This window comes from Planococcus sp. APC 3900 (genome assembly GCF_030407735.1).
In the GTDB taxonomy this organism is placed as follows: domain Bacteria; phylum Bacillota; class Bacilli; order Bacillales_A; family Planococcaceae; genus Planococcus; species Planococcus notacanthi.
In genome coordinates this window covers 55,369-80,486 of record NZ_JASDCT010000005.1, presented here as the reverse complement: position 1 = coordinate 80,486, position 25,118 = coordinate 55,369, and the positions used below count along the sequence as shown (strand labels likewise).

Sequence of the window (25,118 nt, the reverse complement as noted above, 5' to 3'; positions counted from 1 at the left end):
GACAATGGGCATTAGTTTTTTTATGAATCCAATGGTTTCGTATGAGAAAAAGCCTATATTCCTGATTCTTTTCATTTATTTAAAGAAAATCTTGAAACTTAATGCATACCCGCGCGTCATATTGACGTAAAAGTTTAGAAAGGAGTAGATCTGTTATGGAAGAAGAATTACAACCTGTCAGAAGAAAAAGACGCAGAAAAAGAAGAGTACGGCTGCGCGGCATCATCTTCCTGCTAATGGTCGCTCTTATTGCAGTTGGTGCTTATGCATTCATACAATTTAAAAGTGGAGTAAGTTTAGCAGAAGACAATACCGAGCAAGAACCAGTAACATTTGATGGAGATGAAGCAAACGGTGATTACGAGAATATCCTGGTATTGGGTGTCGATTCCCGTGGAGAAGAATTTTCACGCACAGATACAATGATGCTCGCTACACATGATAAAGTAAATGGGGAAATCAAGCTGACGTCATTCATGCGCGACATATATGCGGATATTCCCGGTTACCAATCCTATAAATTAAATACGGCCTATTATTTAGGAGAAAAACACGGTGAAGGCGGTGTGGATCTGCTGGCGGATACGCTGAGAAACATGTTCGGTGTGGAAATTCATCATTACGCAGTAATTGATTTTGAAAGCTTTGAAAGTCTGGTTGATGTGGCAGCTCCAAACGGCGTAGAAATCGATGTGGAAAAAGCGATGTCGAAACGGATTGGGGTCTCATTGGAGCCAGGTGTCCAGAACCTGAACGGCAAAGAGCTTTTAGGGTATGCGCGTTTCCGCGCAGACGATGAAGGCGACTTTGGCCGCGTGCGGCGCCAACAACAAGTGATTGCGGGCATGAAAGACGAATTGATCAGCATTTCTGCGATTCCGAAATACCCGAAAATGGCAGGAGCTTTGCAAGGCTATGTCCAAACGGATATGCCTCTGACCGATCAAGTGAAATTGGCGACACAGTTGGCAACCGGCGGAAGCGGGGAAGTGGGCCGTCTGACTTTGCCTGTTGAAAACAGCTATAGTTACGGAAATTACTCCCATGCAGGATCGGTTCTCGATATTGACGTAGAACAGAACAAACAGGCTTTAAGTGAATATTTGTCACAACCCTTAGACTAAATTATCAGATGATATGATAATATGAAAGTAGATAGTCTATTAAGAAAAGGGGAAGCTTATGCAGCCAGAGGACAAGCCATCGTTTTTTGCTACAAATTACATTCGCTTTTTAGGCGGAAGAAATACCATATTCACGCTGATTACGCTATTGCTGCTTGGCTTGGTGGTTTTCACTTTCAAAGAGGTTTCGTTTATTTTCCACCCGCTTAGCGTATTCATGAAAACCGTAGTCTTACCGATTGTGTTGGCATTGATCCTCTTCTACTTGCTGCGGCCGGTGTTGCGCATGTTGGAGAATTTTAAAATTCCGCGCATTTGGGGGATCCTCATCATCTTTCTTGGCGTGGTCGGACTGATTACATTATTGATCGTCTTGGTATTTCCATTTTTAAAATCACAATTCCAAACACTCATTGAAGAGTTTCCGACGTATTTTATGCAATTGCTGACGGATGTGGATGCCTTTTTAAGAACCTCGTATATCGGTGATTATTACAGTGAATCCAACTTTACAATCGACACCTTGCTTGCAACATTGCCTGGCAATATTGCAGATACCCTGCAAAATACCGTGACCAGCATCATTACAGGGGTGACTGGTTTAATTTCCACGATTACTGGCGTTATTTTATCGGTGGTCATCGTTCCGTTTATCCTGTTTTACCTGTTGAAGGACGGCGAGAAATTGCCGGAGTATTTCCTCAAACTCTTGCCGCCCAGATTCCGCGACGATACGCGTGAAGTATTCACGGAAGCGGATAAGCAATTGGGGGCTTACATACAAGGGCAGCTGATTGTAGCGTTTTGCATTGGTGTCATGGTTTATATCGGATTCCTGATCATTGGCATGGATTATGCCTTGCTGCTGGGGGTTTTAGCCATGGTGACCAGCATTGTGCCCTATATAGGGCCTGCTATTGCCATCACTCCTGCCGCCATTATTGCACTTGTTACATCCCCTTTCATGCTGGTTAAGCTGGCAATTGTCTGGACGGTTGTGCAGTTGGTGGAAGGAAATTTGATTTCTCCACAAGTTATGGGAAAAACATTATTTATCCATCCGGTGACGATCATCTTTGTGCTTTTGACAGCGGGGTCGCTATTCGGTGTTGTCGGCGTCATTTTAGGGATTCCGATGTATGCGTTGCTTCGGGTCTTGATTTCCCATTTTTATAGGCTCTTTAAACGCCGTTACAACAAACATGAAACCAATTTGGAAAATCAATACGATTATACAGAACTATAAGATTGTTTTAAAACAGCATAATAGTGGTATATAAGGATTAACAAAAGTTGGGGGTTTCTACGTTATGAAGTTCAAAGATTTTTTATCATCAATCGGCATCGGGTCTTTAAAAGTCGAAACGGTAGTCGAAATGCCGCATCTCGAAGAAGGCGAAACATTGAACGGCACAGTGTATCTGGACGGTGGAGACGGCGATCAAACAATCGATTTCATAGAGTTGAACGTCATCAAACTAGTCGAAGATACACGGGACGACAGCGATTTCGATTTTTACGAAACGGTCATCGGAAAACAATCGATGGAGTTTGCGGGATCGGTCAAATCAAAAGAAACGGTCATGCAGCAATTTGAAATCATGCCGGATGAACGCTGGATAGTGGATCATCCAAAAGCAAAATTGATTTTGCGTACTGTCGTCCATGTAAAAAATGGCGTCAATGCACAAGATGAAGACGAAATCACATATGGAACATTTGAGAGCTGATTTTCAGCTCTCTTTTTTTATGATGAAATATGTCGCAAAATGTTCAACCTTATTATTTCTCTTTTAGGGATTTCATTGCGTTAAGTAAAATTATCCGATAAACTAATTAAAGGATGATAATGAGAATCATTTTCAATTATAAGGAGGAGTCATGTTAAGCAAACTAAAGACCTTTTCTGTACTCGCCAGATGCGGATCCTATACGGAAGCTGCTAAAATGTTATTTTGTTCACAGCCTGCAGTCACACAGCATATCAAATTTTTGGAGAATTATTATCAGGACAAGCTGGTGATCCGCAAAAACCATCAAGTTGTCCTGACAGAGCGGGGGACCATTTTGAAGAAATATGCAGATCAGCTTATCGGTCTGTTTGAAGAGATGGACGACAGAATGTCTTCAGCCGCTGTGATTCAGGAGCCGGTCTCTTTGTACATGAGCCAGTACATAGCTGAAAATTACTTTTGTGAACTGTTTGATGCAGAGCATTCGTGTTGCCGGAAATGTCCATGTGAAATCAACGGCTTCTGCTATAAGGAGTTAAGGGAAAAGCTGTTCGAGAAGAAAGCTAAGTTTGCGGTCATGCCTATATACCGTTCTGACCTGCAGATTCAGCAATCCTATACGATCCAGCCGCTTTTTGAAGAAGAACTTTACCTGGTATTGTCGGCTGCACATCCATTGGCACAACGAAAAGTAATTTATGCAAAAGACTTGAAAGACATGCCGGTTTTATTGACGCAAAGCGTTTATCTGCAGGAATTGGTGAAACAGGCATTGAGCGGGAAAGAAGTTCCGGTATTTTATATGCAGATGACTGATTTCAAAATCATCAAGAAGGCACTGGAACAGAATGCCGCGGTCTCTTTTATGCCGAAAAAAGTAGTGTCTCCAAAAGATTCAACGCTGGTATGCCGCAGTGTTAAAGGAATGCGGATTAAGCGGGAAAATGGTCTGGTCATCGACCCGACTCAATTGCTAACTGAAGCCGAAGAGGCTTACTGCCGCCACATAACCGAACAGCTTTCCTCCTGAATAGGGGGAAGGTTTTTTTATTTATTTTAAGGCAGCCGCTATGTTTTAAACCCTTTAACCAAGTATTCGGCCGTTAAAAGGTGCACTTTTTTAGATGACCGGCACCCTTTATAAGCAATCGTTATAATGCCATAAGCAAAATTGATAAAGAGCCGCTAAACGCTTGTGTCTGCTGCAAAAAGGCAAGTATCGGATGCTTTGTTGATATTGATAATCATTCTCACTGATGATAAGTTAAGTGAGAAAGTAACCGAGAGAGTATAAAGAAAGCAGGGGAATTTAGAGATGAAAAAGAGAGGTTTGTGTTTGCTGGCAGGAACAATGCTGATGTTGGGAGCCTGCGGCGAAGAAAAAGCAGTAACAGGAGAAGAGGCGGCGACTTCGGCCGATCGAGTGGACAACCTGACAATTGGACTCCATACCGATGTCGGACCGCTTAATATCTACACAGGCAATCTGGACTGGATGACGGATCTGGTCTATGACAAATTATTTTCGCCATCGCCTTATGTAGATGAACCAATTCCGTGGCTTGCAGAAAGTGCCGAGCAGCTGGATGACAAAACGTGGACCGTGAAACTCCGTTCCGGCATCAAATGGCATGATGGGGAGGATTTTACGGCTGAAGACGTTAAATTCACTTACGAGTATTTCCGCGATGGCCCGGCAAACCGCCATACGCACCACGTCAGTGAAGTGCCGAAAATCGACGCGATTGAAATAGAAGAAAGCGGAGACAGCGTCCGATTCGAATGTGCCTATGCCTGCCCGTCACTGGCATCGATCACTTTTGCCGATTTGCCGATCTTGCCTGAACATATTTGGAGTGAAGTGAAGAATCCGCGCAAATTTACGGATCTGGCAGTAGGGACCGGCCCTTATGAGCTGACCGATTACCAATCTGATCAATCTTATCAATTTGAAGCAAACGATGAATATTTCATGGGCACGCCGACCGTCGGTTCATTGACCATGCCGGTCATCAAAGATTCAACCGCTATGTTCAACGCGCTGCGTTCCGGTGAAATCGATGCATCTTCACGGACTGTTCCGGCTGAACTGGTTTCTTCCTTCGCTGCTGAAAAGAGCTTGAAGTTGGCAGAAACCTCCGCTTTGTCCATCGTTCAGTTCGGCGTCAATTACGAGATGGCGCCATTCAATGAAGGCGAATTCCGCAATGCGCTGTCGCTTGCTGTCGATGGCCAGTCGATTGTCGATACGATCTTGCTCGGGCAAGGCAAAGCGGGAGACAAGGGCTATCCGCATCCGGCTTCTCCTTGGACAAATCCGGAATTGTCAACGCCATTTGATTTGACCAAAGCTTCTAAGGCTTTCGATAAACTGGGCTATAAAGATGTAGACGGCGACAGCTACCGTGAGACACCAGAAGGCAAAGAGATGTCTTTTGCCATCAAAGTGTCTGCAGGAGAACCGATTTATGTCCGAGCTGCCGAGCTGCTGGTGGAACAGATGAAGCAAGTGGGTCTCCACTTTGAAGTGAAAGCGGTGGATGCTACTACTTTTGCTGCGGATATTGCAGAAGACAATTTCGAATCCTATGTCAGCCTGATCGGGCCGCACGGAGTTGCCGATCCTGACCAGTTCATCATGTCCCATAAATCCGGCTATCTCTGGTCCAAAGAGCTTGAATATCCTGAAATGGATAAATTGACATCTGATTGGATGGCGGCTTCAACAATTGAAGCACGCAAAGAGATCTCGTTTGAAATACAAGAGCTGTATAACAGCCAACCGACTGCCATCGCTTTGTATTACCCGCAGGAAATCTTTGCTTATAATTCAGCTGTCTTCGATCAATACGTGGAATCGCTGGGGTATGGCATCATCAATAAATATTCGTTCCTGCCGGAAGAAACACAGCAGGCGGTATCGGCAACACAACCTGAACTGATCGACTGAGGAGAAGAGCAGCATGAATCCAAAATATACAGCTTTCGGAAAAAAACTGCTGCAATACGGCCTGGTGCTGTTCGTGGCGATTACCATCAATTTTTTGTTGCCGCGTTTAGCGCCGGGGGACCCGTTATTGTACTTTTTCGATGAAGGAACGTTAAAGGAATTGACAGCAGCACAAAAGCAGATGGCCCTGGATTCAATGGGCCTCGGCGGTTCGCTGTTTGAGCAATATTTTATTTACCTGAAAGGAATCGTCAGTTTTGATTTCGGCGTTTCCATCAAATACGGCTTGCCGGCGATAGACGTGATTCTGGAACGGCTGCCGTGGACACTCGTTTTGATCGGTCCAGCCATGCTGTTGAGTGCAGTCATCGGCGTTGCAGTCGGCGCCTATTCGGCTTGGAACCGCGGGAAATCAAGAGACGTGTCGTTGCTGACGGTCATGCTGACTTTCCAGGCTGTGCCTGGGTTTTGGGTCGGCATGCTGTTCATTGCCATTTTCGCGGTGCAGTTCGGCTGGTTTCCGACTTACGGAGCGGTATCAATCGTCCAGGATGGAACCACGATCGGCTGGTTGAAGGACGTCGCTTTGCACTTGGTGCTGCCGATTGCCACACTCAGCATTGCCACGGTCGGCTCGAATTACCTGCTGACACGTTCGTCGATGCTGGAATCGCTGGGACAGGATTATGTGGTGATGGCGGAAGCCAAAGGCGTCACGAAACCCCGCCTGATATTCAACCATGGGTTGCGCAACGCCTTACTTCCGGTCTATACCCACTTCATGATGAACCTCGGCACGTTGATCGGCGGTTCGGTGGTGGTGGAGACGGTGTTTTCCTATCCTGGAATCGGCCGTCTGCTGTACGAAAGTGTCGTGGCACGCGACTTCCCGATGATGCAGGCCGTGTTCCTGATGATCACCATCGGCGTGATTGGCGCGAATATTTTGGCGGATCTGACTTATCCAATGATCGATCCGCGCGCTAAATCAACGCGCCGTGTGAAGGGGGAATCTTGATGCGCAAATCGACAAAAATCATCGGCTGGACCGGTGCTGCAATGGCTGGAGCCATGCTGTTATTTGCCTTGCTTGGGCCGATGCTGATCCCACACGATGCCTATCAGCAAACCGGTGCTTCGTTTCAGGGACCAAACGCCGAACATTGGCTTGGAACCAACGACATGGGCCAGGACATTCTGGCAGAGCTCGCAGTAGGCGCCCGGACTTCCTTGTTTATCGGAATTGCCACAGCGGTGATCGCCACTTTTATCGGCGGCATCATTGGTGTGTTGTCCGGTTATTTCGGCGGCTGGTTTGAAACGCTTATGCTGCGTCTCATCGACGTCGTATTGACTTTGCCGTTTCTGCCGCTGATGATCGTCATCGCGGTCTATATCGGCCCGGGAGCATTCACTCAAATTTTTGTCATCACTTTGGTCATGTGGGCAGGCAAGGCACGGCAGATTCGTGCCCAAACCTTATCCATCAAAAAAGCAGGGCCGGTGCTGGCAGCCAAATCGATGGGTGCAGGACATTTTTATCTGTTCCGAAAACACATCCTGCCCGGCGTATTTCCGTTATTCATCCCACAATTTGTAGCAGCGGTCAATGCGGCCATCCTGCTGGAATCGTCTCTCAGCTTTCTGGGCATGAGCGATCCCTTGATGAAGAGTTGGGGCAGTATTCTGTATTACGCCAATAACCGCAGCGCCTTTTTGACAGAGGCATGGGTTTGGTGGATCATTCCGCCGGGCGTCTGCATCGTGCTGGTGGTTCTGGCCTTTTCCTTTATCGGCTATTACTTGGAGGAAAAAGTCAATCCGCGCCTGAGTGCGTATGTGCCGTCCCCGAAACGGCCGAAACAGTCCATCCTTTTGAAACAAGAGCTGTTGGACGAAGATATCGTGTTGAGCATCAACAATATGACAGTCGAATATCCGAAAAAAGGAGTTTTCACGCCAGTTGTTTCCGGTGTGTCGCTCCGGGTACATAAAGGCGAAGTACTGGGAATCGTCGGAGAATCGGGCAGCGGCAAAACGACCGTTGCCTCCGCCATTATCCAGCAATTGAAAGAACCTGCCCGTTTGTCGGTGGAAGGGATCTATTTTGAAGGAAAAGACCTTCAAAAATTCAGTGACGAAGAAATCCGGTCAATCCGCGGCAATAAAATCGGCTATATCGCACAAGCAGCCATGAACGCGTTGAATCCGGTCATTTCAGTCGAAAAGCAATTGGCGGAAGCCATCCTGGCCCATCATAAAATGCCGGCGGCTGAGCTGAACCAGCGCATAGATGAATCGCTGCTGCAAGTGGGCCTCGATTTGAAATGGCGCCATGCATTCCCTCATGAATTGTCGGGCGGCATGCGCCAGCGCGTCATCATTGCCATGGCGCTGATCAACCGGCCCGAGTTTGTCATTGCCGATGAACCGACGACCGGGCTGGATGTCATGGTGCAAGTGGAAATTCTGGAATTGCTGCAGAGGCTGCAACAGGAATTAAACTTATCGATGATCTTCATCTCGCATGATCTGCCGGCCGTACTGAAAATCACCGACCGGCTGGCCATCATGAAATATGGCTATATCGTCGACGGCGGCCCATCGGCAGAATTGGCGGAATCATCGACGCATCCATATACGCGCCGTCTGATTGACGCTATGCCTTTATTGACGCAAACAAAACGGAAAGAGGTGTTGAGCAAATGAGCCTGTTATTGAATGTGGACAGTCTGCGAAAAGTCTACGGCCATGCCAAGCATGAAGAAACAGCCATCTTAAAAGACGTTTCCTTCAGTTTGCAGCGGGGTGAAATCGTCGGCTTGATCGGCGCGTCCGGTGCCGGAAAAAGCACAGTCGGCCGCATTCTGGCAAGCCTCGAACAGCAAAACGGCGGCACCATCTGGTTTGATGGCAGTGACTTGACGGAACTGACGGGCAAAAGGCGGCGGGCATTCGCCAAAGACATCCAAATGATCTTTCAAGATCCCTATGACTCGCTGTCCGGCCGCATGTGCATCCAAGATCTCGTCGAAGAGCCGCTGATCATCCAAAAATATGAAAAAGATTCCGCCAAACGGCGGCAGCTCGTCAATGAAGCTTTGTCATTGGTGTCGTTGGATCCAAAAAAATACGGAGCGCGTTTTCCCCATGAATTATCAGGCGGGGAACGCCAGCGAGTAGGCGTTGCGCGTGCGCTCGTCTGCCGGCCGAAGCTCATCATCTGCGACGAACCGACGTCAATGCTCGATACTTCGCTTCGGCTGGAACTGATTGGGCTGTTGAAAAAGCTCAACGAACAATTCGGCATCGCTTATTTATTCATCACCCATGACATTGCGTTGACCAAAGGCTTTTGCCACCGGCTGCTCGTACTTTACGAAGGCAGCATTGTCGACCAGGGTGATACCGAAACCGTTATCGAATACCCCGAACATCCATTTACCATCAAGCTGATCCAGGCTTTAAGGAGTCTGGAAAATACAAAAGGAGAATCAGTATGACTGCAAATTTCATCGTTTTAGATGCCGGCACTATTTTTGCCCAGAACCGTTCGCAAGGCGTTGCGGACCAGAAGGATTTTAACTTCATCGACATTTACTCGTTGGGGAAGGTCGACTTGACTCCCTATAAATGCCTGGTTATCACCGGCTTTTCAGATCAGGACTTCCTCTACAAAGAGCGCCACGCCATCCGGGAATTCCTGGAAGATCGGAAAGTCGTGGTGTTCTGCGGCAATCTGGTGACCAATTGGCTGCCAGGAGGCAAACCGTTCATCGCCAAAGACATCAAGCGCTTTTCTGATTACCGTGTCCGCAAAGTGATCGACCATCCGATTTTTAGAGGGGTTGAAGAAGACGATATGACCTTGAAAAAAGGCGTCGCTGGATTTTTCGCACGTGGCCATCACCCGCTGCCTAAAGATGCGGAAGTGCTGCTGATGTTGAATGAAGGCGAACCGATCACGTATATCGACCGCAACAGTACCGCAGGAACCATTTTGGCGCATGTCGGGTTTGACTTATTCGGCTATATGCAGACGGATGAGAAAAAGACCACAGACCGCATCAGTGCACAGCTCCGGAGCTGGGTGCTTGAGGAATGTGCAGCGCTTCAGGAAGGAATGGTGAAAGCATGAGAAAAATCGGCGTTCTTTATGGCGGCAGTTCCCAGCATAGCCGCACTTATAAAACAGGTGAATTCGCCAAACACATCCATCAGCTTCTGCCGGTGCAGGAATTTGCGGAAGCAAATCTGGAGACGCTGGATGTATTATTGATTCCGTCGCAGACCCATATGAAACTGCTGGAGGCCAATGTCGAAAAAATTAAGGATTTCGCGGATTCCGGCCGCATCGTCGTGACGTTCGGTCCTCAGGGATTTGACTGGCTGCCGGCACATAATTGGGAATTCCGCCCGACCAACTTTTGGTGGTGGCTTGAAAAAAATGCGAAAAGCGGACTTACGTTGCCGGGAGAAAAACATGATTTGTTCCAGCGCTACCTAAGTCTTGACGATGCCACCTGGCACCAGCACGGTGTCTACTGGCCAACTGCAGGATGTGAGACCTTGGTGGCGACAGAAGATGGCGGTTCTGTCCTGTATATCGATAAAGTCAATTCCGGCGGCACCTGGGTCAACACGACTCTGGATCCTGATTATCATTACGGTTCTTATTTTATGCCGGCGACAGAACGGTTCTTACGGGGATTCCTGCCGTGGCTTGCTGAAGGGAAGATCTGACCATGATCCAGGTGTCGCAAGTCACCAAACGCTATGGCGGCGAAACCGTCCTGCACAATGTCGACTTCCATCTGGAAACAGGTGATTTTGCCATGCTGCAAGGCCGTTCGGGTTCAGGGAAAAGCAGTCTTTTAAAACTGCTTTACCGGGAAATAGATGCGGATGAAGGAACGATCCGGTTTCGGCAGATTCCGATCGGGCAGACGCTGAAACATGTATTAAGAAGGGAAATCGGCATTGTCTTCCAATCTTTTCAATTGATCGAACAAAAGACGGTCTTCGAAAACATCGCCTTGGCGGGCAAAGCAGTCGGCCGCCCCATGGCAGAAATAGAAACCGAAGCGATGCGCTTGCTTGACCGTGTCGGATTGCGCAACAAGAAAGATGCTTTTCCCGGTACTTTGTCTGGAGGCCAGCAGCAGCGCGCTGCGATTGTCCGGGCGTTATTGAATAAGCCAAGCCTGTTGCTGGCGGATGAACCGACGGGCAACCTGGACAAAGAAACAGCTGCGGATATTCTGCAGCTGCTGAAGGAATTGCACGAAGAAGAAGAGATGACGATGCTGATCGTCACGCACGATGATTTACTGCTGACACAGCAGCAGGCGAAAATATGGACGGTAGAGGATGGCAAGGTGCATGAACAGGCAATTACTTAATTACATGGCAGCAGACTCCTGGCAGGGGCTGAAGCGCAATCCGGGAAGCACCATCGCTTCCATCCTTTTGATTGTGCTGGCGCTGCTGCTGATCGGGGCACTGCTGTCGGTCCGGCTGTTCACGGATGACGCCACCGAGTATATCGAGTCCCAGCTGTCGATGAAGGTCTATATCGAAAAAGGGCTGGAGGCGGAAGACATAGCCGCAGTGCTGTCGGACAAGGCGTTCGTCGAACAGGTTGCCGTCGAATCAGGCGACAAAGCACTGGACAAACTGGCGTTTTTCTTCAATGGCAAGGAACACTTGCTGGAAGCGTTTGAAAGCGACGTGATGCTGGATGCTGTGAAGCTGCAGGTATCCGATAAAGGAGACATGGACCGGATTGCAAAAGAGCTCGAGTCCATCAGCGGTATTGAACAGGTGGTGTATCCGCAGAAACTGGCCGTGACCCTGGATCTGTGGATCACCCGTTTGGACCGTTATGGAACCGCCGGGACAATCGTCTTTTTCGCCATAGCATTCGGAATGGTTTATCAAACCTTTCACCTGGCCGTCTACAGGCGGCAGCAGGAACTGGCCGTGAAATTATTCGTCGGCATGAATCCGAAAGCGGTGCACGCGCAATTCCTGCTCGAAGGGGCTCTGCTCAGCATCTTTGGGGCAGGAATTGCGATGGCATTGACGGCAGTTTTCCAGCTGGCGGTCCTGAAGCCGTTTCAGCAAGCGCTGCCGTTTGCCGGACAATTGGAAACAAAAGACCTCTTCACCATACTAGCGCTGCAGCTGTTGTCAGCGCTGGTGATCGGTGTAGCGGCAAGTTTCCTGTCCACCCGAAAGCGGATTGCCCATGGGTAAGCGGATTGTTGTGGGGATGCTCATTGCCTTTTCGTTCATGCTGCCCGTATACGGCCATTTGAGCGGAGCATTCGCAGATTTTCTGGCGATTGTCCATGACCGCTCGACTCTTGATCAATTGACTGGCGAAATGGAAGAGACGCGGCGGCAAATCGAGGAATTGCAGCCGGAAGTGGACGATCTGGAAGTGCGCTTTAAAGACCAGCAGCACACAGCCGTCGAACAGCTGCAGCTTTATGCGGATTCGGGGCTGGATGTCTGGTTGTCGATGATGCAAGACGGAGACGATGCGGCAGATCTTCTTGGCAGCCAGTGGCTGATGGAGCGCGGTATCAACTCCTATCTGGAAGGCCTTAACGGGCTCTATCTTCAGTACCAGCAGCTCAACGCACAAAAAGAATCGCTGGAAGGCCACGAAGAGCTGCTGTCCGTCATCGAATTTAATCTGCAGGCACGTGACCAATACCTGTCGGACAATGCCGGACTGCCGCTGGAGCAAATCGCCAATTACCTAGATATTGACTGGGTGTCTGAAGTGGAATATCCGTTGATCGATGAGCTGAAGAGGGATCGACAGCTCATCGATTCCCGTTTGGAAGACTGGTTCGGTTCTTCCCAGGAAAATCTTTTAGAGGAAGCCTGGCTGAACAAACAAAGCGAATTGCGGTATTTTTTCCGCAAGGACCATATTTATGTGGAATATAAAATCGAAGAAGGCCACGTGATTTTGCTGGGCCAGCTGCTTCAGGACCAGGACGGCAAATCGGCCGGGCTGGTCTTTGAGGCGGGCTTCTATAACGGATTTTATTTGCCGGAAGAGCTGTTGGAGGAATTGGATGGGTTCAGAATCGATTACAGCGCCGCCGGAAAACTGAACGGCACGGAACACCCGTATTTTACTCAAAAAGACGGTACGCTCGAACTGCACCGGAAATAGGAGTGGAGGCAAATGAAGAAAACGATGCTGTTGCTGTGCTTGAGCCTGTTTGCGACCAGTCAGGCCCTGGCCCACGTAACGAATGAAGAAACGGCGTACAGCGATATTGCGCTAAGGCAAGCGGCACCCGATATTCTGTTGCTCGATACCGTGGGCATCATTTCAACTGTGGAAGGCTCACGGGATTTCCGTCCCCAAGAGCCGCTGCTGGCAGCTGAATTTGCAGAATGGATGGATCATTTCCCGTCTGAATATCAGGCGGTGGATTCAGAAGTAGACAGCGAAGTCCGTTATGAAGACATTAACCGGGTTTTGTTTGATGGGCAGCTGGAGCCGGAAGTTCCGGGCAAAGAAGTAACACGTGAAGAATTTGCGGTATTTGTGGCTGCTCATGCAGAAACGGAAATCGATGGCGAGACTTTGCTGTCGCGTGCAGGATTTGAAAAAGGGCCGGCGGGAGAGATTACCGGCGTGGAACAGGACGGGGAAGGTTATCAGTTGACGATTGGCGGTAAACCTTATCATGTGGGCGCGCATCCGCGAATTCAAAGCGACAGCGCGGATCCAGAAGTTTGGGCAGGTATGACCGTAGCAGAATCGTTGATGGGTCCGGATCGTCCGGATGGACAATCAGAAGCCGGCAAAACGCAGCAGAATCAAGCCATTCAATTTGCGGTCATTGAACGGGACATTGCTGAAGCACTGACTGCGGAAACGAAAGATACCGCCATCAAGGCGGATGTGGACCCGGAAGCGGGACGCATCAACTGGGTGACGGCAGTCACTATTTTAGGTGTCGCATTGTTTGTTTATTTGATTTACAGAAGAAATCGGAAAGACATTGAATAACAGCGCAATAGGAGGATTTACTATGACAGGAATAAAAATTTACGATCACGGGGAATTGCTGGAAATCGGCTTTCAGGATATCCGCAAATTCCATGGCATCCGGGCCTATATGGCGATTGGTGTTGCTTATCGAATAATGGAGGCGGCGTTTGATGCATTATATGGCAATGAAGTGCCGAGCCGCGAGGACATTTCCATTGTATCAGGACACGGCGGCCCCGGTTTCTGCGACGCGTTTGAGTTTGTGACGCGGGCAGATACCCGCGGCGAATACCTAGTGGATGTCAGTTATCCACAGGCACAATACGATCCGCACCGGCCGACTTCATATGCTTATGTGTTCAAGCGGCAAACAGGAGAGCAAGTGGAAGTCAGTTTGAAGGAAGATTTCCTGCCGGCAGTATTTTACGAGTATCTGAAAAAAGGGCGGGAAAACAGTTTTACAGCTGAAGAGTTTGAAGCATGTGAGAAGTTGAAGAAAGAGTTGTGCATGCGCGCATTGAAGATGCCTTTAGAAAGTTTATTGGAAGTTCGGCATGTATAGATACGATTAAGAGCAGGAAAACTGGTAGATCCAGTGTCCTGCTTTTTTCGTTGATTCCGTTAAAAAGCAGTTACTTCTCTAAAGACAGGGCTATGTCCATGGAATCTCATAAATCATTTTGGCACCAAGTGCTTTTATTTCAATTTCGGGGGAAGAAGATTTCAAGTCAGCCATTTGAATGGCAGCAGCTTTTTGAGCATCTTCAAAGTTCATGTGATTTTCGATTGTTTGGAGCGGTTGCAGTTCAAAAGGAGCAGAAGGCGATTCTTTTATAAATAATAATATTATGTAACCTTCTTGTATAGAAGTTTCCATAAACGTATTAGGCTCGATTAATAATTCATTGTCAGGGAAGTAGCTGATTTTATCTTCACAGATGATCGCAATTTTTTTCAAAATCCATATTTTCGAGTAGCCGGAAGAAATGGTGGATTCGACTCGCTCAAGTACAGTTTCCAGATGCTGTTCAAACAACGGAAACAAATGCGGATGGTGAGGGACAAAGGTAAAGTAAATCCGGCTGTCTTGTTCATCGAGCAGTTGAAAGCGATTCACAGTAATTCCTCCCCGTCGATTCGAAATATGTAACTGCTTTCATTATAATCGATAGTAGCCTCGGGAACAAATGGCTGTTATTCGTAATACATGTAAAAAACTACATAAGGTTATATAGAAAAGTTCAAAACACGCAATAAGAAGAAAAAATAAAAAGCGAATAAAAGACAGAAGCAAAAACAAAAAGACGATTCTCGAATTAGCAATCGTCTTTTTATCAATCAGCTCATTATACAGGAGGATTTTCCACACCAAGCTTAATCCAATCTTCTTTCGGGGGACCATAGACACCAAAAGGTTTGAGGCCGGCTTGGCGAATCAGTACAGTCATCTGGCCACGATGATGGACCAAATGTTTGATGAATCCCATCAGAATTTGAGCGTTCGTTTCCTGGCGGCCAAAAGCGTTTTGCACTTGCTTTAAGGTTTCGTCCGTCCATTGCTCTTGGAGTGCTTTTGATGCTTGCTGGCTGAGGTGTTTGAATGTCTCAGCAATTTCCTTAGCAGATGACGGAACGGTTTCATTGTTGTCGACCTGTTCGATCTCTAAACCGAAATGAGCCAAGTAGTCGGGAATGCCAGTCGTGATGTGCCAGGCGATTCGGCCCAAAGACCGTCCTTCAGGATAGACTTTTTGTTCCAGCGATTGATCTGTTAAACCTTCCAGGACCTGTTGAGTCAATTCGGCTTCTTTTTGCCATTCATTGATGAAATCCGTTAATGTCACGTACATGCTGAATCCCTCCATTAGCGATAAATTAGCAATCACTGCTTCCACTTAAATTAACATAGCCGGCAGCATAATGGAAATACGTTGCCGGCAAAGTGCTAGCAGTCAATCACCATTTTGAAGGATGGATTTTATCAAAGATGTTCAATGATACTGAAAACAGCTTGAACATTTCAGCTCAGCCAGCTGCCGCCAATGCAACTGGCGAGCAGAATGACCAAAAAAACTCCGGACATCCATATATCGGTGCGACCGACCCTGACCGGCCGATAATAGGCACTTCTTGGCTCTCCGGTGAAGCCTCTTGCTTCCATGGCAAATGCAGAACGTTCCGCTTTTCGGACAGCGCCTGCAAGCATTGGAATCAAGATGCGGCGCATCTCGAGCAAACGCTGCCAACTGTATTTTTTCATTTCGGCACCACGCAGTCGTTGTGCCTGCTGAATCTGGGTAAATTCGTCTTTCATGACCGGCAGAAACTGATAGCCGACCATGATGCCATATGCCATTTTAGGCGACAGCTTTAGCTGCTGCATCAGGCTCATGATGAATTTCACGGGATCGGTGGTGAAGGCGAACAGCAACGACAAAGTGGAAAACGCCATGACACGTAAAGCCAATGACAGCGCACGAGCCCATTGTTCATCCGTCACGTCAATTCCGGCAAATGACCAGATGACAGTCCCGCCTGTGTCTGCACCGAATACCACAGTGGTCCATAAATAGCCGAAAGCGCCGATTGAAAAGGGCAGCATGAACAACAGCCAGAGTTTCCATTTTGTGCGGCTCATCGTCAGCTGCAGGAGGAGAATACCTAACCAAAACAGCAGCGGCGTCCAAGGGTTAAAGAAGAATGCCAGTGCGAGCATCGACACGGTAACAAGGACAAACTTGACGGACGGATTCATGTCATGCAAAAGATTCCGCAAGACGGGACACTCCTTTCGGCGCCAGCAAATGATGCTGTTCCAGCAGCTTATCATTTTGCCAAACATCTTTTGCAGCAAATTTGCCGGTCATTTTGCCGTCTTTAATAAGCAGCACCGAATCAGCCAAGCTCGCTGCAAATTCCATATCATGCGTGATGATCAAAAAAGTTGCCCCTTCTTTTGAGCGCTGGTCAATCAAAGCAAATAGCTCAAGCAACGCAGCTGTATCCTGTCCGGAGGTCGGTTCATCCATCAACAGCACTGGCCGTTTATCCGCGAGCATGGCAGCTATCGCTACGCGCCGTTTTTGCCCATGGCTGATGGCAAATGGATGGGCTTTCTGTATTTCCTCAAGACGCAGACTATCCATCAATTGGGTTAACTCGAACGGAGTGGAGGCCCCAGAAAAAGCGACTTCCTGTTGGACGCTTTGCGTCAGAAACAGGTATTCCGGCGATTGCGGCACATAGCCGATGCCATCCGATTCTACCTTTCCGCTCGTCCGTTTATAGATGCCGCACAGCGATTTTGCCAAAGTCGACTTGCCGCTGCCGTTCGGTCCGGCAATCACCACCACTTCGCCACGGCTGACGGAAAAAGACAGCGGTGCAAGCAGTTGCCGATCTTTGATTGTGACAGAAAGCTTTTCTGTCTGTAAGGCCACTTCCGACTGGCAACTGGACTGCCGTTCAGGAAATGAAACCGGCTGCCGCGGGATGAATGGGAGGTCTGCGTCGATAGCGCCATTACAGCTCAATTGAATTTCTCGCCCGAAAAACGTGCCCCAGCTATCGAGACGATGTTCGACCGCAACAATAGTCAGGTTGGACTGCTGCTGAAGTTCTTCCAGCCACTCGACAAATTGTTTGGCAGTATAAGGATCAAGATGAGACAAAGGCTCATCTAGCAATAGAACTTCAGGGTCCATAATCAATGCACAAGCGGTTGCCACACGCTGTTTCATTCCTCCGGATAGAGATTGGATAACGGAATGGCGCAGGTGTGAAAGTCCAGTGACTTCCAAAACGGTGGTGATACGCGGTTCCATTTCATTAAACGATGCATGCAGGTTTTCCAGCGTGAATGCCAGTTCTTCTTCAACGGTCGGCATGCAGAACTGGGAATCAGGATCCTGGAAAACCGTCGCAATGCGGTGATTAATTTCACCTGGCGCATATTCATCCGCAGATTTCCCGAACAAACGGATTTCTCCGCCTACTAAACCATCGCAGTTATCGGGATAGAGGCGATTGAGCAAATACAGCAATGTGCTTTTGCCACAGCCGCTTGGACCGGTTAGGACCAGCCGTTCGCCCTGCTCAACTGAAAAGGAGATGGCGGTTAAGATTTTTTCGTCATCTTCCGGAAATTGGAAAGAAAGGTCCGTTAAAGAAAAAATTTCTTCAGGCATTCACATCACCTTTTTTCGTTCGTGCAATGGCATAGCCGCGGAGCGAACCGGTCGCAAGCAAAGCGTCGCCGATATACTTGCCGCCGATTCCGGCGATAATAGCCCCGCTGAGGACACGGATGGTGAACATCAACGCGACGAATGATGGATCCAGTGCCGCATAGCCCGATACGAAATAACCGTAGACAAAGCTGAAGACAGCTGATCCGATGCCTGCAAGCATAAGGATAAGGGTGTTAAAATGCTTATAGCCGGTCAATGCAAACGCGGCCTCAGCCCCAAGCCCTTGGATAACGCCTGATAAGATCAGACGGGGACCAACGGCATTGCCGATCAGCACTTCAATGGCAGCAGCCATGGTTTCGGACAAAACTGCAGCACCGGGTTTCCGGATGATGTACATGCAGATGATCGAGACGATGAACCAGATGCCAAACATCCATTCATAGGCAATCGGCCCAATCAGTGCGGCCCAAATGTTTGCGGCGTGGAGAAACAGTAAGTAAACGATGCCGAAGACTACTGCAAACAGGGACATCAAGACCACTTCTTTTAATTTCCATGATTTCAGCATATTAAGCGCCTCCATGGGACGGGCTGTTGATGCTCATTGATACCGTCATCACCAAATGGCGATGTTCGTCTGAACGGGCATTGGTGAATGCTTCTTCGTAAAAAGCGAAGACATCATGGATATCGCCGTGTATGCCGCTTGCGTAATGCATGGAATCGTTGAAGACCCCTTGCTTTTTGGCACGGTCGACTTCCCGGTAGATGACGGCCATATAATCCGGATTGTTCATCGGATAAAGCGCAAACTGGGAAGACACGTATTGCTTGGTGGGATCGGTATTCAACAATTCATCTTCTTTTTCCAAGTAGACGTCCCCTGATGAATCGCCGGGGCAGCCAATCGAGAAGGTGCCGGACAATGCGACATGCTCACCGGTTTTTGCAGTATGCAAAGTTAACGCTTTCGCAACATTGAATACGTGATTCTGTTTGCCGCGAATGACTGTCGAAACGTCATCCGTGTGCATCCAGACGTTTGAAGTGTCCGTTTCGTTCAATGCTCCTTTAATGACTTTGATGAAATTACCGGTCATCGGATGAAGCGAAAAGCGAAATCCGACAATCGGGCTGGTACCGCATTGCAATGGTTCCATATCAACATTCCTCCTAAAAATTTGCACAAAAAAGACCGCATCCGTGAAGATGCAGCCATAATCTACAAATAACCAAAAGGAATTATTTCAGAAATGCGCCGCACTTCCTCACGCAGGTATTATCCTGATCGAGTTATAAGGGATCGAAGCTTGCGCTTGCATCTCAGCCATAATGGGCACCCCTAGTGCAGTAAACGGTATGCGGTTTTTGTGTTCGGGTTGTTCCCGATGGGTTTAGTGTAGAGGAAGTGGTGGAGGTTGTAAAGGGGGAGTTGGAAAGAAGTATGAGGTAAAAGATTTAGTAGAGGTTCTAGATTCGCTTCGGTCGCTTTGGGCATGTCTAACGCGTTGAACCAGGAAGAGCACCTGTTTCATCGCTCCGCCCAGCCCATGGACGCGCCTGCGCTTGGAGAGTTGGTGCAATTGAACGTCTTACAGATTTTGGGGGATTTGTTTCATAGCTTCCGAGTTTAAGTGATAAGTAGATTTGAACTATATAAGTTGAACTAATGATTTGGAGTAGTCGATATTCCGCAAAACAGCTACGCTTTCCAGCGGGCTCGCGCCCAATCCTCCTCGTCCGCTGCGCTCCCTGCGGTGTATCGGTCGTCTCGCTGAGCCGCAGGAGTCTCCGCTGTTTTGCTCCATATCTTTAGCGTTTTCTCTCAGAGTCGAAGTGGTATATAAAATGCTATTTCTTTAGTTCAACTTATATAGAGTCTTTTTTGAGAATTCCATTTCCAATATTTTCTTTTTAAGTTTGTGGATTTTCGTTATACTGAAAACAGTATGACTAGAGGAGGCCAATTGATGAGTACGATTTCCCTTAAAAAGAAAACAGCGAGCATTGTGCTGGAGAAAAAACAATTGACCGGTGTTGTGGCGAAAGTCGGCATTGTCTTGGACATTACAGGATCGATGCGGAAGCTGTATCGTGACGGTATTGTGCAGGAAGTTGTGGAGCGGGTGCTGGCAGTAGCGAGCCAGTTTGATGATGACGGCGAGCTGGATGTCTGGGTGTATGACAACGAATTTTCCCGTTTGCCGGCAGCGACAGAAGAGATTTTCATGGGCTACGTAGAAAAAAACATCCTGTCCAATGACAGTGTCCACAAGTTCGGGCGAAACGATGAACCGAAAGTCATGAAAGATGTGATTCAGAAATACACGAAAGAAGAGCCAAGCGATGTGCCGGTTTTTCTGGTCTTCATCAACGATGGCGGATGCAAAGCCGGCATTAAGAAATTCATTGTGGAATCGTCCACTCAGCCGATCTTTTGGCAATTTATCGGAATCGGGGATTCGAACTTCGATGTGTTGAGAAAACTGGATACGATGGAAGGCCGCTTCGTGGATAACGCGAATTTTTTCCATGTCCCGGACATCGACCAAGTGACGGATGAAGAACTGTACAATCAAATGCTGAATGAATTTCCCGAGTGGCTGAAAGAAGCGAAGGAGAAAGGCATCTTGCGCAAAAAGCGAAAATCGCCTTTGGACTTTATTTTCCCGAATCGAAACAAATGAGTGAAGCCAAAAAAAAACCCGATGAAATCTATTGATTTCATCGGAGATTTTAATTGTCTGTGTTAATTTTGCTCATAACCGGCATTGAGTTTCCGGTTGTCAGCTTTTTGAACATCGCGGTTGATTGCCGGGCGCGTCAGCGAAAAGACGGCGCAGGCAAGGGCAATCAAGACGATTACAGCGCCAACCCAAGCGGTGCTTGAGACGGAGCCGGTTTGCGTCAAGGTGAAGCCGCCGATGGCAGAACCCAGCGCAATTCCGATCTGTAAGGCGGAGTTATTGAAGCTTTGCTGAATATCTGATGTGGCAGGGTCGGTTTCAATCAAATAGCTTTGTTGAGGCGGAGCCAAACTCCAGCTCAGTGCTGCCCAAATGACCATCACCGGCAGGAAAATGATCAGTGAGAACGTTGTCAGCGGAAGCAGGAATAAGACAACCGCAAACGCTGAAATAACGATGATGATGCTTTTCTTTGAGCCTATCGAATCGGACATGGTACCACCGATCGCACCGCCGCTCACAGCTGCTATTCCAAACAGCAGGTAACACATGCTGACCCAGAACGAGCTGAGCTGCAGGTTGGTCTCCAAAAACGGTGTGAAGTAGGCATAAACGGTATAATGTCCGGCAAGCATGAACATTGTTGCCAGATGGGCAGAGCCGATTTTGGCGCTTGCCACTGCTTTTAACTGCTGTTTGAGCGGAATGGCTGTGCCGCCGGGAATTGGCTGGATGTACCGGGCGATAAGCACCATCGAACCGACGGACAATGCCGCGATGCCAAGGAAAATCACACGCCAGCCGAAGGCATCTGAAACGAGGATGCCGAGCGGAACTCCAAGAACGAGCGAAGAGCTGATGCCCATGAAAATCAGGCCGATTGCTTTTGCGCGGTAAGGCGGTTCAACGATTTTAGCCGCAATGGTCAACGACAAGACGACAATGAGTGCCGTACTTGCAGCGGTCAACACGCGCGCAATCATCATCCACGTAAAGTCTGGACTGAAAAACGTCAGGATGTTGCCAAGGAAAAACATGAACAAGGAAATCAAATAAACTTTCTTCCGTTCGAACCGGCTGGTCGCCACCAGCAAGACGGGACCGGCAATGGCATAGATTAATGCAAATAAGGTAATCAACTGTCCGGCTGAACTCAGCGAGACGCCGAACTCTTCAGCGATTGTCGGCAAGATGCCTCCGACAATCAGTTCCACGAGTCCGACTGCAACTGTGGATAATGCTAGGATGTATACTTTCAAATTCATGGGTTCGTACGCTTCCTTTCAAAAATAAAATAGAATAAAAAAATGGCTTAAAGGTCCCATTCAGAAAACACAAAAAAATCCTGATTACAAAAAACGAACAGATCGTTTTCTGTAATCAGGATTTTGCGGTTCCTGGTAGAGACCCTTAAGCCATATTCTTAAGGTTATACAGACGCTTATGAAGTATTTACTTTGAAAATCTTACTACAGACTCCAAAATTCTGCAAGCTATCAGGATAGAAAATCAAATCACAGACAAAAAATACAAACGAAAATCGGTTCTGGCTTTCTGCAAATTTCAGCCAGTCGCTGGTCATTGAATGCAAAAGCGAGTATCAACGATTCGGAAGATTAGATGGCAATTTTACCAAAGAAATAAATTAGATAATTAATAAAATTCGTCGACTATAATTGGGTACGATGTGCTATTATATGTAAGATATTCCAAAATGAGAGGGAGTAAATGATGGACAAGAGCATGATTCAATCGAAAAGGGAAAACGTCTATTTTTTCATCAGTTTATTATTGAGCATTTTTATCTACGCGGCAGCCATTGTGTCCATTATCGGGATTGCAATTGCCATTACGATTTTCATCATCCTGCTTTTCACCAATGCCATCATGCTCGGTTCAATCCGCGGCAATGGCGTCCGGATTCACGAGCGGCAGTTTCCGGATGTCTATGAACGCGTTCAGGTGTTGGCAAAGGAAATGGAACTGAAGAAAGTACCGGATGTCTTTGTCATCCAATCTGAAGGGGCGCTGAATGCGTTCGCCACCCGTTTCTTCGGCCGCGATATGGTCGTTTTGTATTCGGAAGTGTTTGAAATGGCGCGCGAGCAGGGACAGGAAGAACTGGACTTTATCATTGCCCACGAACTGGCTCATGTGAAGCGCCGCCATATCTGGAAAAACCTTTTGATCTTGCCTGCTGGGTTTATTCCGTTTCTCAGCGAAGCATACAGCCGGTCGTGTGAATACACATGTGACCGCCACGCGGCCTACACGATTCAAAATGCACCAGCCGCAAAACGCGCATTGACGCTTCTTGGAATCGGCAAGAAGACGTATTTGGAAGTGAACGAAGATGCATACCGCGAACAGATCGCCACGGAAACCAACGCCGTTGTCTGGTTGAGTGAAGTACTGTCGACGCATCCGCGTCTGCCAAAACGCATCCAATCCATCGAACAATTCGCTCAAGGGGATTCGAAGTTTTACGAACCGGACCACGGGAAAATCGTGCTTGGCGCGACATTGATGGTCGGAGTTATAGGAGCTGCCTACTTCCTGACCGTTGCTCTTTTTGCAGGAGGGGCATTGGCGTTTTCTCAGTTCCTGCCGGATGTAAATGAAACCTTTATTGAAGACGATTATTCGATTCAAGATGACTTTTCAATTGAAGGCGAGACGCCATTGATGGCTGCGGCATCGATGGGCGACCTCGCGGGTGTCCAAGAAGCGCTTGCGGATGGGGAAGATGTACTCGCCAAGGACTCTGAAGGCACAGATGCTTTGATGTACGCCGTCTATTCAGGTGACACGGCCATCATCAACGCTTTGATCGATGCAGGGGCTGATGTGAACTCGTCCGATAATTACTCAACGGCATTAGGTTCAGCCGTGATGTACGGAGAACATGAATCGGCCTTGCTGTTGCTTGAAAAAGGAGCGGATCCTGCCTTGCCGGGTCCCGATGGTCTGAGTGCAATGGATCATATGGGAGCAGAAAGTGAAGCGGAGTTAGTGGAGATGCTGGAATAAAGAAACCCGCCTTTGCGTGTCTCACGAAAAAGCGTCGATTACTTTAGTGAATCGACGCTTTTTAGCTGAATCCAACTAGATCAAAGGAGTGTTCCGATGTTCACAGTTCAAAATCTATTCATCGCTGTTTGGGTGATCGGGGGCATCTTATCAGTCATCGGTAACTTTCGAAAAGGCATTATATGGGTCGTTCCGACCTTGGTTTTAACCTTATTCATGCTATTCGGTTTCTGGTACGACTCGCAAGGGGACAGCCATTTCGCGCCAATCACCATGTTGGTCATCCTGTCTGTCAGCTTGTTGGATGATATCGTCTATTTCGCACTTGGCCGGATGCCTGCCGGGCTATTCAACCGGCCCGAGCCTGCAGAGCCGATTAAAGAATTGATCCGGAGGTTGCTGTCTTTTGCGGTAACCCTGGGACTCATTTTCCTCATCAGCTCATATTTAATGTAATTTCATCAAAAATGCCACCTTCGAAATCAAATGATTTCATAGAAGGTGGCGTTTTTTCGTAACGGGCCAATTGCCGATAATTATTTATAGAGTGTTGAACAGTTCCATCCGAATCCGTGATATATGCTTCTCCATCAGCTGCTTCGCTAAGTCGCTGTTGCCGTCGGCGATGGCAAGGTAGATTTCTTCGTGTTCTTTGAGTGTATCCTGATGCCGGTTTTTATCGGTGAACCGTTGGCTGCGGGTAGCCCTTATATTTTCTTCCATCCGTTTGGCGAGTGTTTCCATCAAATCGATCAAAAGTTGGTTCTTTGCAGCATAAGCGACCTGAAAGTGGAAATCCAAGTCTGCCTGGACGCCCATTTCCGGATCGTCTACGGCGTCAGCCATTTGCGACAGCACATGCCGAATGGCTTTTAGGTTCTGAGAAGTTGCCCGTTGTGCTGCCAGAGAAACCGCTTCCACTTCAAAAGCTCGGCGAAGTTCGAGCATGTCGTCGATCAATTGAGCTTGTGTCTCCTCTATGTGCGTGCGGAGTTCTTTGCCGAGCGTATCGCGTTTGGAAGCAGCGAGGAAACTTCCGCCCCCTTGGCGTATTTCGATAAATCCTTTGCTTTCCAGTCCCTTCAATGCTTCTCTCACTGAATTTCGGCTCACGCCGAACAGAACGGCGAGATCCCGTTCGGAAGGAAGCCGGTCACCGGGATGTAAATTTTGTTCCAAGCAGAGCATGTTTATCTGTTCGACAATCAATTCATAGGTTCGTTTCTTAGGATTCAAAAGTATCCTCTCCCCGCCAGCTTTTTTCTACTTTTCATCATCATACAGAATATTTTTGTAAATGTCTGAACATTTCGTTGTGATTTTCAGAGTATTATGTATAATTAGGTTAATTGGTTGGACCAATTCTTAAAGAAAG

The 25,118-nt window shown here is 47.9% G+C and carries 26 protein-coding genes and 2 riboswitches; of the genes, 18 read left to right on the top strand and 8 right to left on the bottom strand.

From position 1 onward, the window contains the following. Positions 1-155: 155 nt before the first annotated feature. The 15 genes from QMA04_RS11555 (at position 156) to QMA04_RS11485 (ending at position 14,395) form a co-directional block, all read left to right on the top strand. Positions 156-1,124 carry an LCP family protein gene (locus QMA04_RS11555; RefSeq protein ID WP_290185921.1) on the top strand — a complete coding sequence of 323 codons (969 nt, stop codon included), beginning with the start codon at positions 156-158 and terminating at the stop codon, positions 1,122-1,124. Positions 1,125-1,182: 58 nt separating this feature from the next. Beyond that, on the top strand, positions 1,183-2,370 hold the full coding sequence (locus QMA04_RS11550; protein WP_191714375.1) for an AI-2E family transporter: 1,188 nt from the start codon (positions 1,183-1,185) through the stop codon (positions 2,368-2,370). 64 nt (positions 2,371-2,434) lie between these two features. Then, positions 2,435-2,854, top strand: coding sequence for a sporulation protein (locus QMA04_RS11545; RefSeq protein ID WP_290185920.1), 420 nt, complete (start codon positions 2,435-2,437; stop codon positions 2,852-2,854). 151 nt (positions 2,855-3,005) lie between these two features. Next, complete coding sequence (locus tag QMA04_RS11540; protein WP_290185918.1) at positions 3,006-3,887, top strand: LysR family transcriptional regulator; 882 nt, start codon at positions 3,006-3,008, stop codon at positions 3,885-3,887. A 285-nt stretch (positions 3,888-4,172) separates the two neighbouring features. Next, entirely contained in the window at positions 4,173-5,807 is a 1,635-nt protein-coding gene (locus QMA04_RS11535; RefSeq protein ID WP_290185916.1) for an ABC transporter substrate-binding protein, read from the top strand. A 13-nt stretch (positions 5,808-5,820) separates the two neighbouring features. Next, complete coding sequence (locus tag QMA04_RS11530; protein ID WP_290185914.1) at positions 5,821-6,825, top strand: ABC transporter permease; 1,005 nt, start codon at positions 5,821-5,823, stop codon at positions 6,823-6,825. Continuing rightward, a complete protein-coding gene (locus tag QMA04_RS11525) occupies positions 6,825-8,516 on the top strand; it encodes a dipeptide/oligopeptide/nickel ABC transporter permease/ATP-binding protein (RefSeq protein WP_290185912.1) in 1,692 nt (563 codons plus the stop codon). Before QMA04_RS11530 ends, QMA04_RS11525 begins: the two co-directional genes overlap by 1 nt. Then, complete coding sequence (locus tag QMA04_RS11520; protein WP_290185910.1) at positions 8,513-9,310, top strand: ABC transporter ATP-binding protein; 798 nt, start codon at positions 8,513-8,515, stop codon at positions 9,308-9,310. The genes QMA04_RS11525 and QMA04_RS11520 overlap by 4 nt, the downstream gene beginning before the upstream one ends. Further along, entirely contained in the window at positions 9,307-9,945 is a 639-nt protein-coding gene (locus QMA04_RS11515; protein WP_290185908.1) for a phosphate starvation-inducible protein PhoH, read from the top strand. The genes QMA04_RS11520 and QMA04_RS11515 overlap by 4 nt, the downstream gene beginning before the upstream one ends. Further along, positions 9,942-10,550, top strand: a complete 609-nt coding sequence (locus QMA04_RS11510) for a hypothetical protein (protein ID WP_290185906.1) — start codon at positions 9,942-9,944, stop codon at positions 10,548-10,550. Before QMA04_RS11515 ends, QMA04_RS11510 begins: the two co-directional genes overlap by 4 nt. 2 nt (positions 10,551-10,552) lie before the next feature. Continuing rightward, positions 10,553-11,209, top strand: a complete 657-nt coding sequence (locus tag QMA04_RS11505; protein ID WP_290185904.1) for a cell division ATP-binding protein FtsE — start codon at positions 10,553-10,555, stop codon at positions 11,207-11,209. Continuing rightward, entirely contained in the window at positions 11,190-12,065 is an 876-nt protein-coding gene (locus QMA04_RS11500; RefSeq protein ID WP_290185902.1) for a cell division protein FtsX, read from the top strand. The genes QMA04_RS11505 and QMA04_RS11500 overlap by 20 nt, the downstream gene beginning before the upstream one ends. After that, the gene (locus QMA04_RS11495; protein ID WP_290185900.1) at positions 12,058-13,002 is read left to right on the top strand and encodes a coiled-coil domain-containing protein; all 945 of its coding nucleotides are present in this window, start codon (positions 12,058-12,060) and stop codon (positions 13,000-13,002) included. The genes QMA04_RS11500 and QMA04_RS11495 overlap by 8 nt, the downstream gene beginning before the upstream one ends. 12 nt (positions 13,003-13,014) lie before the next feature. Continuing rightward, complete coding sequence (locus QMA04_RS11490) at positions 13,015-13,851, top strand: hypothetical protein (protein ID WP_290185898.1); 837 nt, start codon at positions 13,015-13,017, stop codon at positions 13,849-13,851. A 22-nt stretch (positions 13,852-13,873) separates the two neighbouring features. Beyond that, positions 13,874-14,395: an FmdE family protein gene (locus QMA04_RS11485; RefSeq protein WP_290185896.1), complete on the top strand. Its 522-nt coding sequence runs from the start codon at positions 13,874-13,876 to the stop codon at positions 14,393-14,395. 90 nt (positions 14,396-14,485) lie between these two features. Here QMA04_RS11485 and QMA04_RS11480 read toward each other — a convergent pair whose 3' ends face one another. From QMA04_RS11480 to QMA04_RS11455, 6 genes are all read right to left on the bottom strand, one after another. After that, positions 14,486-14,950, bottom strand: coding sequence for a hypothetical protein (locus tag QMA04_RS11480; RefSeq protein ID WP_290185894.1), 465 nt, complete (start codon positions 14,948-14,950; stop codon positions 14,486-14,488). Between the two features lie 229 nt (positions 14,951-15,179). Beyond that, entirely contained in the window at positions 15,180-15,683 is a 504-nt protein-coding gene (locus QMA04_RS11475) for a DinB family protein (protein WP_290185892.1), read from the bottom strand. Between the two features lie 170 nt (positions 15,684-15,853). After that, positions 15,854-16,609: an energy-coupling factor transporter transmembrane component T family protein gene (locus QMA04_RS11470; protein ID WP_203339589.1), complete on the bottom strand. Its 756-nt coding sequence runs from the start codon at positions 16,607-16,609 to the stop codon at positions 15,854-15,856. Continuing rightward, positions 16,590-18,020, bottom strand: a complete 1,431-nt coding sequence (locus QMA04_RS11465) for an ABC transporter ATP-binding protein (RefSeq protein WP_290185890.1) — start codon at positions 18,018-18,020, stop codon at positions 16,590-16,592. Before QMA04_RS11465 ends, QMA04_RS11470 begins: the two co-directional genes overlap by 20 nt. After that, the gene (locus tag QMA04_RS11460; RefSeq protein ID WP_290185889.1) at positions 18,013-18,594 is read right to left on the bottom strand and encodes an ECF transporter S component; all 582 of its coding nucleotides are present in this window, start codon (positions 18,592-18,594) and stop codon (positions 18,013-18,015) included. Before QMA04_RS11460 ends, QMA04_RS11465 begins: the two co-directional genes overlap by 8 nt. Position 18,595: 1 nt before the next feature. After that, entirely contained in the window at positions 18,596-19,186 is a 591-nt protein-coding gene (locus QMA04_RS11455; protein ID WP_290185887.1) for a YkoF family thiamine/hydroxymethylpyrimidine-binding protein, read from the bottom strand. Between the two features lie 88 nt (positions 19,187-19,274). After that, positions 19,275-19,380, bottom strand: a riboswitch (TPP riboswitch). Between the two features lie 616 nt (positions 19,381-19,996). On the opposite strand from QMA04_RS11455, the gene QMA04_RS11450 reads away from it, so the two are divergent. Continuing rightward, positions 19,997-20,713, top strand: a complete 717-nt coding sequence (locus QMA04_RS11450) for a vWA domain-containing protein (protein WP_290185885.1) — start codon at positions 19,997-19,999, stop codon at positions 20,711-20,713. A 62-nt stretch (positions 20,714-20,775) separates the two neighbouring features. Here the strand turns inward: QMA04_RS11450 and QMA04_RS11445 are convergent, their stop codons facing one another. Beyond that, entirely contained in the window at positions 20,776-21,978 is a 1,203-nt protein-coding gene (locus QMA04_RS11445) for an MFS transporter (RefSeq protein WP_290185883.1), read from the bottom strand. A gap of 92 nt (positions 21,979-22,070) precedes the next feature. Beyond that, a riboswitch (purine riboswitch) is annotated at positions 22,071-22,170 on the bottom strand. Positions 22,171-22,441: 271 nt separating this feature from the next. Here QMA04_RS11445 and QMA04_RS11440 point away from each other — a divergent pair. Next, positions 22,442-23,743: a M48 family metallopeptidase gene (locus QMA04_RS11440; protein ID WP_301610405.1), complete on the top strand. Its 1,302-nt coding sequence runs from the start codon at positions 22,442-22,444 to the stop codon at positions 23,741-23,743. Positions 23,744-23,839: 96 nt separating this feature from the next. Beyond that, the gene (locus tag QMA04_RS11435; protein WP_290185881.1) at positions 23,840-24,199 is read left to right on the top strand and encodes a hypothetical protein; all 360 of its coding nucleotides are present in this window, start codon (positions 23,840-23,842) and stop codon (positions 24,197-24,199) included. An 84-nt stretch (positions 24,200-24,283) separates the two neighbouring features. On the opposite strand, the gene QMA04_RS11430 is transcribed toward QMA04_RS11435, so the two are convergent. Further along, on the bottom strand, positions 24,284-24,979 hold the full coding sequence (locus QMA04_RS11430; protein WP_203339600.1) for a FadR/GntR family transcriptional regulator: 696 nt from the start codon (positions 24,977-24,979) through the stop codon (positions 24,284-24,286). Positions 24,980-25,118 lie beyond the last annotated feature (139 nt).